General features: G+C 73.4%; 11 protein-coding genes. 7 read left to right on the top strand and 4 right to left on the bottom strand.

What is annotated here, in order from left to right; translation table 11 throughout:
* Positions 1 to 561 precede the first annotated feature (561 nt).
* On the bottom strand, positions 562 to 807 hold the full coding sequence (locus tag ACZ6O5_RS31095) for an SCO4848 family membrane protein (RefSeq protein WP_465981882.1): 246 nt from the start codon (positions 805 to 807) through the stop codon (positions 562 to 564).
* A 137-nt stretch (positions 808 to 944) separates the two neighbouring features.
* Between ACZ6O5_RS31095 and ACZ6O5_RS31100 the strand changes: the two genes are divergently transcribed.
* Together ACZ6O5_RS31100 and argS are read left to right on the top strand one after the other, a co-directional pair.
* A complete protein-coding gene (locus ACZ6O5_RS31100) occupies positions 945 to 1,388 on the top strand; it encodes a PRC-barrel domain-containing protein (protein WP_465981884.1) in 444 nt (147 codons plus the stop codon).
* Between the two features lie 310 nt (positions 1,389 to 1,698).
* Positions 1,699 to 3,417, top strand: coding sequence for an arginine--tRNA ligase (argS, locus tag ACZ6O5_RS31105; RefSeq protein WP_465981886.1), 1,719 nt, complete (start codon positions 1,699 to 1,701; stop codon positions 3,415 to 3,417).
* Between the two features lie 10 nt (positions 3,418 to 3,427).
* Here argS and ACZ6O5_RS31110 read toward each other — a convergent pair whose 3' ends face one another.
* Positions 3,428 to 3,793, bottom strand: coding sequence for a VOC family protein (locus ACZ6O5_RS31110; protein WP_465981887.1), 366 nt, complete (start codon positions 3,791 to 3,793; stop codon positions 3,428 to 3,430).
* A 117-nt stretch (positions 3,794 to 3,910) separates the two neighbouring features.
* Between ACZ6O5_RS31110 and ACZ6O5_RS31115 the strand changes: the two genes are divergently transcribed.
* Positions 3,911 to 4,459 carry an alpha/beta hydrolase gene (locus ACZ6O5_RS31115; protein WP_465981888.1) on the top strand — a complete coding sequence of 183 codons (549 nt, stop codon included), beginning with the start codon at positions 3,911 to 3,913 and terminating at the stop codon, positions 4,457 to 4,459.
* On the opposite strand, the gene ACZ6O5_RS31120 is transcribed toward ACZ6O5_RS31115, so the two are convergent.
* Positions 4,446 to 4,727: an SCO0607 family lipoprotein gene (locus ACZ6O5_RS31120; RefSeq protein ID WP_405091616.1), complete on the bottom strand. Its 282-nt coding sequence runs from the start codon at positions 4,725 to 4,727 to the stop codon at positions 4,446 to 4,448. The genes ACZ6O5_RS31115 and ACZ6O5_RS31120 overlap by 14 nt on opposite strands.
* Positions 4,728 to 4,775: 48 nt before the next feature.
* Positions 4,776 to 5,918 carry a glutathione-independent formaldehyde dehydrogenase gene (locus ACZ6O5_RS31125; protein WP_465981889.1) on the bottom strand — a complete coding sequence of 381 codons (1,143 nt, stop codon included), beginning with the start codon at positions 5,916 to 5,918 and terminating at the stop codon, positions 4,776 to 4,778.
* A gap of 291 nt (positions 5,919 to 6,209) precedes the next feature.
* On the opposite strand from ACZ6O5_RS31125, the gene ACZ6O5_RS31130 reads away from it, so the two are divergent.
* From ACZ6O5_RS31130 to ACZ6O5_RS31145, 4 genes are all read left to right on the top strand, one after another.
* Positions 6,210 to 6,629, top strand: a complete 420-nt coding sequence (locus tag ACZ6O5_RS31130; RefSeq protein WP_281934193.1) for a TOBE domain-containing protein — start codon at positions 6,210 to 6,212, stop codon at positions 6,627 to 6,629.
* Positions 6,630 to 6,663: 34 nt separating this feature from the next.
* Complete coding sequence (gene modA / locus ACZ6O5_RS31135) at positions 6,664 to 7,452, top strand: molybdate ABC transporter substrate-binding protein (RefSeq protein WP_465981890.1); 789 nt, start codon at positions 6,664 to 6,666, stop codon at positions 7,450 to 7,452.
* 62 nt (positions 7,453 to 7,514) lie between these two features.
* The gene (locus ACZ6O5_RS31140) at positions 7,515 to 8,288 is read left to right on the top strand and encodes an ABC transporter permease (RefSeq protein ID WP_357306727.1); all 774 of its coding nucleotides are present in this window, start codon (positions 7,515 to 7,517) and stop codon (positions 8,286 to 8,288) included.
* Entirely contained in the window at positions 8,285 to 9,349 is a 1,065-nt protein-coding gene (locus ACZ6O5_RS31145) for an ABC transporter ATP-binding protein (protein WP_465981891.1), read from the top strand. Before ACZ6O5_RS31140 ends, ACZ6O5_RS31145 begins: the two co-directional genes overlap by 4 nt.
* Positions 9,350 to 9,520 lie beyond the last annotated feature (171 nt).

Raw genomic sequence — 9,520 nt, forward strand, 5'->3', positions numbered from 1 at the left:
CACCACACCGGAAACCCCCACCAGGAGGCCCCCGACCCGGGGCATTTCGTTCACATCCCCGCCGCTCTCGCGCCGGGCACTTTTACTACGTTACCTCACCGTCTCCGCCGTGTCAAACCGTGTGTCCCGGTCTGTCGTGCTTCGTACGGGTTGGCGCCCGGTGAACCCGCGCAGCGGTCAACCGCTGCGCTTGATCATCGGATTTGACAGGCCGGCCGTTGCGGTTTCCCGCAAGCTCGCCCGGTTCCCTGCCGGTCGACAACTCTACCCGGTCGGTTCCGCTCCGCCAAATCCGCCCTGCGGCGTTCCGGTGAGCCCCTCCCGGACCGCGTCCTCACGGGGTGGTGAGACCCCGTTCGAACTCGGTGCCTGCGTGGATCGGCGCCTCGGGCTTTCATCCCGTTTGCCCCGTTCCGCGCTGGCAGAGAGAAAGTTACGCGTCTGCGGGTTTGATCGTCAAATCCGGGGGGTAGCGTCCCGCGTCACATCATCACCAACGAGCTATCTGCCCAGTTCCGCGCGCTCGGCACGGCCACCAGCGGCGACGAGCCGGTCCGATCCTCACCGGCGGCGGGTCGCCAACCAGCCGCGTACGCCGAGGACACCGGCCGTCGTGCCGATCGCCAGTGACCCGGCGATGAGCAGCGCGTGCACCCAGAGGAAGCCGGTCGGCTCGCCCTCCCCGACGGTGCCGGCGGACCAGGCCCGCGGGTCGTTCCAGATCGCGACCGCGAACCTCGGCCAGATCACCCAGGTCCACACCCCGACCCCGACCAGGAACAACGACCAACCACGCGACAGAACCATGGTCGGCCAGTATGCCAGCGACCCGACCGCCGAGACCGGCGGTGCGGCCCGCCCGGTGCCGTCGCGGCGCCCGGGTTTCACCGGCTGCCGCCAGGGCACTGTTTCCGGTGCCGAGACGACACCGCGGAGGTGCCAGCATGAAGCCGTTCAGTCCGTGGGCCTGGCGCGATCCGTCCGCGCTCGCCGGGGGCTACGACCAGACCCGCCCGGGCGACGTGCCACGGCAGCGCGCCGAGGGGTCGGACGAGGGCGTCGACGCACCCGGCCCGGGCACCCCGATCGACCTGACCGGTTACCGGGTGGAGGCGACCGACGGGCGCATCGGCACGATCGACAAGGCGAACGAGGAGGCCGACGCCCGCTACCTGGTGGTGGACACCGGCCCCTGGATCTTCGGGAGGAAGGTGCTGCTGCCGGCCGGCACCGTGGCCCGGGTCGACCACCTGGACCGGGTCGTGCACGTGGACCGGAGCCGGGAGCAGGTCAAGGATTCTCCGGCGTTCGACCCGGACGACTTCGCGCGCGCCGACTACCGGGAGCGGGTCGGCACCTACTACTCGGAGAGCTACCGGCAGGGCTGAGCGCTACCGCAGGGCCGCCGCCGCACCGGCCTGACGACCAGGTACGCCACCGGCCGGTCCGGGTAAGCGATTGCGCCGACCCCGGGCCGGCCGGTTACGCTGCGGGCATGAGCAGTTCGCAGGCGTACCCGACGGCGTCCCCCGACGTCCGGCTCGGCGCGCTGCGACGCCGGCGGTCCCGCGACCGCCTGCGCTGAGCTTTTTCTCCTGCGACCGGCGGATCGAGCCGCCGGTCGTCGTCGATCGTCCTCGCTCCGCCGCCTTCCCGTCCGGTGATCCGCGCGGCGGATCGAGCGAGATCGGCGTACCCATGGATCTTGAGAAGTTGTTGACCGACCGGCTGGCGCCGGCGTTCGCGGCGGTGGCCGGCGGGCCGGTGGACCCGGTAGTGCGGCGCTCGCATCATGCGGACTTCCAGTCCGATGCGGCGCTCGCGCTGGCCCGGCGGCTCGGCCGGCCGCCGCGGGCGATCGCCGAGGAGGTACGGGAGCGCGCGGAGCTGGCCGACCTCTGTGCGTCGGTCGAGGTGTCCGGGCCGGGCTTCCTCAATTTGACGGTGGCCGACCGGGCGCTCGGCGCGCTGGTCTCCGCGCTGGCCGCCGACCCGCGGCTCGGGGTGCCGGTGGCCGCCGGGCCGGAGACCGTGGTGGTCGACTACTCGGGGCCGAACGTGGCCAAGGAGATGCACGTCGGCCACCTGCGTTCGACAGTGATCGGGGACGCGGCGGCCCGGCTGCTGGAGTGGTTGGGGCACCGGGTGCTGCGGGCCAACCACCTCGGCGACTGGGGGACGCCGTTCGGCATGTTGATCGAGCACCTGGTCGACCTGGGCGAGGCCGGGGCGGCGCGGGAGCTGTCGATGGGTGACCTGGACGCGTTCTACAAGGCCGCGCGGGAGAAGTTCGACGCGGACGCCGCGTTCCGGGACCGGTCCCGGCTGCGGGTGGTGGCGTTGCAGGGCGGGGACCCGGCGACGCTGCGGCTGTGGCGGCTGCTGGTGACGCAGTCCGAGAGCTACTTCCTGACCGTGTACGAGCTGCTCGACGTGACGTTGGCCGAAGCCGACTTCCGGGGCGAGAGCAGCTATCACGACCTGCTCGCGCCGACCGTCGACGAGTTGGACCGGCTCGGGTTGCTGCGGCGCAGCGACGGCGCGGACTGCGTGTTCCCGCCCGGTTCGGTGGGGCGGGACGGCGAGCCGCTGCCGCTGATCGTGCGCAAGTCCGACGGCGGGTACGGCTATCCGGCGACCGACCTGGCCGCGCTGCGGCACCGGACCGGCACGCTGGGCGCGACCCGGCTGCTCTACGTGGTGGGGCTGCCGCAGCGGCGGCACTTCGAGATGGTCTTCGCGGCTGCCGAGCAGGCCGGCTGGCTGGCCCCGCCGGCCCGCGCCGAGCACGTCGGTTTCGGGTCGATCCTCGGGCCGGACGGGCGGATGCTGCGCAGCCGGGCCGGTGGCTCGGTGAAGCTGGTCGGTCTGCTGAACGAGGCGGTGGAACGCGCGACCGCGTTGGCGCGGGAACGCAACCCGGAGCTGGGGGACGCGGAGGCCGCCGAGGTGGGACGCGCGGTCGGCATCGGCGCGATCAAGTACGCCGACCTGGCCGGTGACCGACGCAAGGACTACGTGCTGGACTGGGAGCGGATGCTGTCGCTGGACGGCAACACCGCGCCCTACCTCCAGTACGCGTACTCCCGGATCCGGTCGATCTTCCGGCGGGCCGGCGTGGCGGCGCGGCCCGACGCGGACGTCGCGCCGGTCGAGCCGGCGGAGCGGGCGCTCGCGTTCGAGCTTGTCGGTTTTCCGGCGGTGGTCGACGCGGTGGCCGGCAGCCTGGAGTTCCACCAGCTCGCCGGACACCTGCACCGGGTGGCGGTGGCGTTCAGCGCGTTCTACGAGCGGTGCCCGGTGCTGCGGGCCGACGGGCGGGTGCGGGAGAGCCGGCTGGCGCTGTGCGACCTGACCGCGCGGGTGCTGGGGCAGGGGTTGTACCTGCTCGGCATCCGCACCCCGGAGCGGCTGTGAGCGGGCCGGGTCAGCGGGCCGGCCAGGACTGCACCTCGACCAGGTTGCCCTCGGGGTCGCGCAGGTAGGCGGAGCGGACGCCCCAGCCGGGACGGTCGGCGGGTTCGGCCACCACCGCCCCGGCGGGCAGCGCGGTGACGGTGGCGTCCACGTCGGGCACCGGCACCACGACCAGCACGCCGCCGTCGCCCCGCCCGACCGGGAGCACCGCCTCGGCGGCCCGCCGGCCGAGCAGCGCGAGCACGGTCTCGCCACCGGCGTCGAAGCCGGCGTACTCGAACTCGTCGACCACCTTCTCCGGCTCGCCGAGCAGGGCGGTGTAGAAGGCGAGGGTGGCCGGGAAGTCGTCGGTGACGATGCGGGGATGCACGCTCATGGCCGGACCCTAACGGGCCGGCGTCTCCGGGAAGGCCCGCCATCCGCGCCGGCACGGGACCACCCGGCGCGCGGACAGCCGCTAGCGTGGCTCGGGACCGGACGAGAGGGAGGGACCATGGCGGATCGGCGTGCGGTGCTCGCCCCGGGCCGGGGCTACGACACCCGGGGTCCGCTCTTCGTCTACCTCGGTGAGGCGTTGCGCCGGCTCGGCTTCGACGTGCACGAGGTGACCTGGCAGCGGCTGGACGAGCTGCGCCTGGACGCGGCGCCCGGCTGGGTGGCCGCGCAACTGGCGCCGGTCCTCGACTCCGGCGTCGATCTGCTGGTCGGCAAGTCGCTGGGCAGTTTCGCCACCCCGCTCGCCGCCGAGCGGGGCATCCCGGCGGTCTGGCTGACCCCGCTGCTGCACGAGCCGGCCGTACGCGAGCCGTTGAGCCGCGCCACGTCGCCGTTCCTGCTGGCCGGCGGCACCGGGGACGCGAGCTGGGACGGTGCGGTGGCGCGCCGGCTCAGCCCGCACGTGGTGGAGGTGGCCGGCGCCGACCACTCGCTGATGGTGCCCGGCCCGCTGGCCGGCTCCGCCGAGGCGCTCGGGCGGGTCTGCACCGCCGTGGAGGAGTTCGCCCGCGACGTCGGCGGGGTGACCCCGGTCAGCGCTCGATGATCGCGCCCTTCTCGTCGATGCCGTGGGTGCGCCAGTAGACGTCCCACTCGTCGTCGACGTGCTGCGGGACCTTGCCCTCCGGGTAACGCACGTACGGCGCGGTCGGCTCCTGTCCGTCCGGGAAGCAGGCGCTGCCGCCCTGCCCGCCGACCGCGATGGCCGGATACTCGCCGTCGGCGCAGATGGCCTCCTCGAAGGAGCAACCGGCGGTGAGCATCAGGCCGCTCAGGGCGACCCCGGCCAGGGCGATCAGAGTTCGCGTTCGCATGGGGAGAATTCTGGCCGCCCCGGCCGTGGCTGCCATCCGTACGCGTACTCAGTCGTTGGGGTGCAGCAGCACCTTCGTCCAGCCCTGCTCACGCCGGTCGAAGTGCCCGTACGCCTCGGGCGCCTCGGCCAGCGGCAGCTCGTGCGAGACCAGGAACGACGGCCGGGCGCGGCCGGCGATGATCAGATCGCGGAGCTGCCGGTTGTAGCGCATCACCGGGGCCTGGCCGGTGCCCATCCGCTGGCCCTTGGTGAAGAACGTGCCGTACTGCCAGCCGATCCGGCCCTCCCGCGCCCGCTTGTCCGGACCGTTGGGGTCCTGCGGCACGTAGACGCCGACCACGCCGATCCCACCGGTGGAGCGGACCACGTCGACCAGGTTGTCCAGCACCAGCTCCGGGTGCTCCTCGCCGGACGGGTCGTGGGCCTGGTAGCCGACCGCCTCCACGCCGCAGTCGGCGCCCGCCCCGTCGGTGGCGTCCATGATCTGCCGCACCGGGTCGCCCTCGCCGAAGTTGATCGGAACGGCACCGATCTTCTCGGCCATGGCCAGGCGGTCCGCCTCCTTGTCGACCACGAACACCCGGTCCGCGCCCTTGATCAGCGCGCTGTGCGCGGCCATCAGCCCGACCGGGCCGGCGCCGAACACGGCGACCGTGTCACCGGGGGCCTGCCCGGCGAGTTCGGTGCCGTGCCAGCCGGTCGGGAAGATGTCCGACAGCATGGTGAAGTCGTTCTCGTGCTCGGTGCCCGGCGGCAGGCGCAGCAGGTTGACGTCCGCGTACGGCACACGCAGGAACTGGGCCTGCCCGCCGTCGTACGGGCCCATGTTGGCGTAGCCGTAGGCCGCGCCGTCCATCCCCTCGGTCGGGTTGGTGCGCAGGCAGAAGCTGGTCCAGCCGTGCAGGCAGTTGCGGCAGGTGCCGCAGGCGATGTTGAACGGCACGGAGACGCGGTCACCGACCTTGATCCGGGTGAGCGCGTCGCCGACCGCCTCCACCACGCCCATGTTCTCGTGGCCGAGGATCTTGCCCGCCTCGACCGAGGTGCGTCCCTCGTACATGTGCAGGTCGGAGCCGCAGATGTTGGTGGTGGTGATCCGGATGATCGCGTCGGTGGGGGCCTGGATGGTGGGGTCGGGCCGGTCCTCGACGGCGACGTCACGGGGACCGCGGTAGATGAGAGCTTTCACGGTGGGTCTCCAGATCTTTCGGAAGCAGGTCAGCTTGTAACCGATCTTCACGGCGTTTCCCGACTCCGGCGGCGTGACTCCCTACCCCCACCTTTCCCTTCAGGAAAGCCGAAAACCGGCGGAACGGGAAAACGGGCTGACCGCCGGGTCAGGAGCGCGGGTGAGTCGCCGGGTGCCCGCCGACGCCCACCTGACTGCCGCAGATGCGGCCCGTTCTAGTGGTAAGCCATTGCATCCGCAGAACATGATGAGAGTTTCCCGCCGCAGATGCGTACGGGTACGATGCCCCGCGTGACGGTGTTCCGGATCGGGGAGGCGGCGGAACTGCTCGGCGTCAGCGCGGACACGGTGCGCCGCTGGGTGGATGCCGGCCGGCTGCCCGCGTCCCGCGACGAGCAGGGCCACCGGGTGATCGACGGCGTGGAACTGGCCGGCTTCGTCCGCGAGCAGGCGGGCGGGCCGGACGGCCGGGCCGAGGAGTCCTCGGCCCGCAACCGCCTGCGGGGGATCGTCACCGCGGTCACCAAGGACACGGTGATGGCCCAGGTGGACATCCAGGCCGGGCCGTTCCGGATCGTCTCGCTGATGAGCCGGGAGGCGGTCGAGGAGCTGGGCCTGCGGGTCGGGTCGGTCGCGGTCGCGGTGATCAAGTCGACCACGGTGGTGGTGGAGCGGTCCACCCCGGCGCACCGGCCACGGCCGGGCGCGTGAGCCTGGCCGAGTGAAGCACGGGGAGGAGAGCCTGATGGGGGCACGTATGGTCCGCGCCGCGCTGGCCGGGGTGACGGCGCTGACGCTGGCCGGCTGCGGTGGCGGCACCGGCTCCTCGCCGGCCGGCTCGGCCTCCGGTTCCGGCGTGACCGGAACGGTGACGGTGTTCGCGGCGGCGTCGCTGACCGAGTCGTTCACCCGGATCGGCGAGGACTTCGAGGCGGCCAACCCGGGCGTGACGGTGCGGTTCAACTTCGCCGGCAGTTCCGCGCTGGCCAACCAGATCAACCAGGGCGCGCCCGCGGACGTGTTCGCCTCCGCCGCGCCGAAGAACATGCAGACGGTCACCGACGCCGGCAACGGCGACGGTTCCCCGGCCACGTTCGCGCGCAACCAACTGGTCATCGCGGTGCCCAGGGGCAACCCGAAGCGCGTCGCCGCGCTGGCCGACCTCACCCGGCCCGGGCTCAAGGTGGCGCTCTGCGCCGAGCAGGTGCCCTGCGGCGCGGCGGCGACCCGGGCCCTGAGCGCCGCACGGGTGCCACTCCGGCCGGTGACGCTGGAGCAGGACGTCAAGGGCGCCCTGTCGAAGCTGAAGCTCGGCGAGGTCGACGCCGCGCTGGTCTACCGCACCGACACCAGGGCCGCCGCCGCCGACGTGGACGGCGTGGAGTTCCCCGAGTCCGCCGGCGCGGTCAACGACTACCCCATCGTGGCGCTGAAGAACGCGGCCAACCGGCCCGGCGCGCGGGCCTTCGTCGCCTACGTGCGATCCGACCGGGGCACGGCGGTCCTGACCGGTGCCGGCTTCCAGGCGCCGTGACCTCGACCGGGGCACCCACCGCGGGCCGGGGCGGGCCGCCGCGTCGCCGTCGGGCGCAACGGGTGCCGGCGGCCCTGCTGGTGCCCGCCCTGGTGGGCCTGCTGTTCCTGGTGCTGCCGCTGGCCGGGCTGGTGGTCCGCGCGCCGTGGGCCAGCCTGCCGCAGCGGCTCACCGAGCCCGGCGCGCTGACCGCGCTCCGACTCTCGGTGCAGACGGCCACCGTCGCCACGCTGGTGTGCCTGCTGCTCGGCGTACCGCTGGCCTGGCTGCTGGCGCGGGCCCGGTTTCCCGGCCGCCGGTTGGTCCGCGCGCTGGTCACGGTCCCGCTGGTGCTGCCGCCGGTGGTCGGCGGGGTGGCCCTGTTGCTGGTGTTCGGGCGTCGGGGCCTGCTCGGCGGGTGGCTGGACGCCACGTTCGGTTTCACGCTGCCGTTCACCACCACCGGCGTGGTGGTCGCCGAGGCGTTCGTCGCGATGCCGTTCCTGGTGATCGCCGTCGAGGGTGCGCTGCGCGGGGCGGACACCCGCTACGAGGAGGCCGCCGCCACGCTCGGCGCGGGACGCTGGACCACGTTCACGCACGTCACGCTGCCGCTCGTGGCGCCGGGCGTGGCGGCCGGAGCGGTGCTGTGCTGGGCGCGGGCGCTTGGCGAGTTCGGTGCCACGATCACGTTCGCCGGCAACTACCCGGGCGTCACCCAGACCATGCCGCTGGCGGTCTACCAGACCATCGAGGGCGGGGACCTGGACGGCGCGGTCGTGCTCAGCCTGGTGCTGCTGACCGTGTCGGTGGCGATCCTCGCCGGCCTGCGTGACAAGTGGATCACCAGCGCATGAGCCCCGCCCCCGTCGTGGACGCGCACCTGGTCGTCGACCGGGGCACCTTCCGCCTGGACCTGCCGCTGCGCATCGACGCCGGCGAGGTGGTCGCCCTGCTCGGCCCGAACGGCGCCGGCAAGACCACCGCCCTGCGCGCCCTCGCCGGCCTGCAACCGCTGAGCGCCGGTCACCTCGCCCTCGCCGGGCAACCCGTCGACCGGCCCGACCGGAACCTCTGGACACCTGCCGAGCGGCGCCCGATCGGCGTGGTCTTCCAGGACCACCTTCTCTTCCCGCACCTGAGCGCACTGGACAACGTGGCTTTCGGGCCGCGACGCCACGGCGCGGACCGGCGCACCGCGCGGCGTCGGGCCGCCGACTGGCTCGACCGGGTCGGGTTGGGTGACCGGGCACGCAGCAGGCCCCGGCAGCTCTCCGGCGGGCAGGCCCAACGGGTCGCGCTCGCCCGCGCGCTGGCCGTCGACCCGATGCTGCTGCTGCTCGACGAGCCGCTCGCCGCGCTCGACGCCCGGACCCGGCTCGACACCCGCGCCGAACTGCACCGGCACCTCGGCGACCATCCCGGTGCCGCGCTGCTGGTCACCCACGATCCGCTCGACGCGCTCGTCCTGGCCGACCGGCTCGTCATCGTCGAGGACGGTCGGGTCGTGCAGGACGGCGACGCCGCCGACATCACCGCGCGGCCCCGCACCGACTACGTCGCCCGGCTCGTCGGCCTCAACCTCTACCGTGGCACCGCCGACGGCCGGACCGTCCGGGTCGGCGACCGGCTCACCCTCACCGTCGCCGACCCACTGCACGGCGACGCGTTCGTCGCGTTCCCGCCGTCGGCCGTCGCCCTGCATCCGAGCCGGCCCGACGGCAGCCCGCGCAACGCCTGGGCCGCGGTCATCGCCGGGCTGCAACGCCACGGCGACAACCTCCGCGTGCAACTGGACGGCCCGATCACGGTGGCCGCCGACGTCACGCCGGCCGCCGCCGCCCACCTCGATCTGGTACCCGGCCGGTCCGTGTGGGCCGCGGTGAAGGCCGCGGAGACCCGCGCCTACCCCGCCTGAGGTACGCCGAGGGCCGGCCTCCCGGGTGGGGAGACCGGCCCGTGACGAGCCGCCGGAAACCGGTCAGCGTTGCAGGGTCAGCAGACCCGGCCGGTACGGCAGCAGGCCGTAGTCGCCGCCGGAGTTGGTGGCCCGACCCTGGTAGAGCAGTTGCAGGTTGCAGGGGTCGAC

The sequence above is a fragment of the Micromonospora sp. NPDC049201 genome (assembly GCF_055586805.1).

Bases quoted from the DNA above. Each gene is read 5' to 3' on its own strand.
- modA (WP_465981890.1), top strand. From the start codon at position 6,664: ATGGGGGCACGTATGGTCCGCGCCGCGCTGGCCGGGGTGACGGCGCTG.
- ACZ6O5_RS31095 (WP_465981882.1), bottom strand. From the start codon at position 807: ATGGTTCTGTCGCGTGGTTGGTCGTTGTTCCTGGTCGGGGTCGGGGTG.
- ACZ6O5_RS31120 (WP_405091616.1), bottom strand. From the start codon at position 4,727: ATGCGAACGCGAACTCTGATCGCCCTGGCCGGGGTCGCCCTGAGCGGC.
- argS (WP_465981886.1), top strand. From the start codon at position 1,699: ATGGATCTTGAGAAGTTGTTGACCGACCGGCTGGCGCCGGCGTTCGCG.
- ACZ6O5_RS31115 (WP_465981888.1), top strand. From the start codon at position 3,911: ATGGCGGATCGGCGTGCGGTGCTCGCCCCGGGCCGGGGCTACGACACC.
- ACZ6O5_RS31100 (WP_465981884.1), top strand. From the start codon at position 945: ATGAAGCCGTTCAGTCCGTGGGCCTGGCGCGATCCGTCCGCGCTCGCC.
- ACZ6O5_RS31110 (WP_465981887.1), bottom strand. From the start codon at position 3,793: ATGAGCGTGCATCCCCGCATCGTCACCGACGACTTCCCGGCCACCCTC.
- ACZ6O5_RS31145 (WP_465981891.1), top strand. From the start codon at position 8,285: ATGAGCCCCGCCCCCGTCGTGGACGCGCACCTGGTCGTCGACCGGGGC.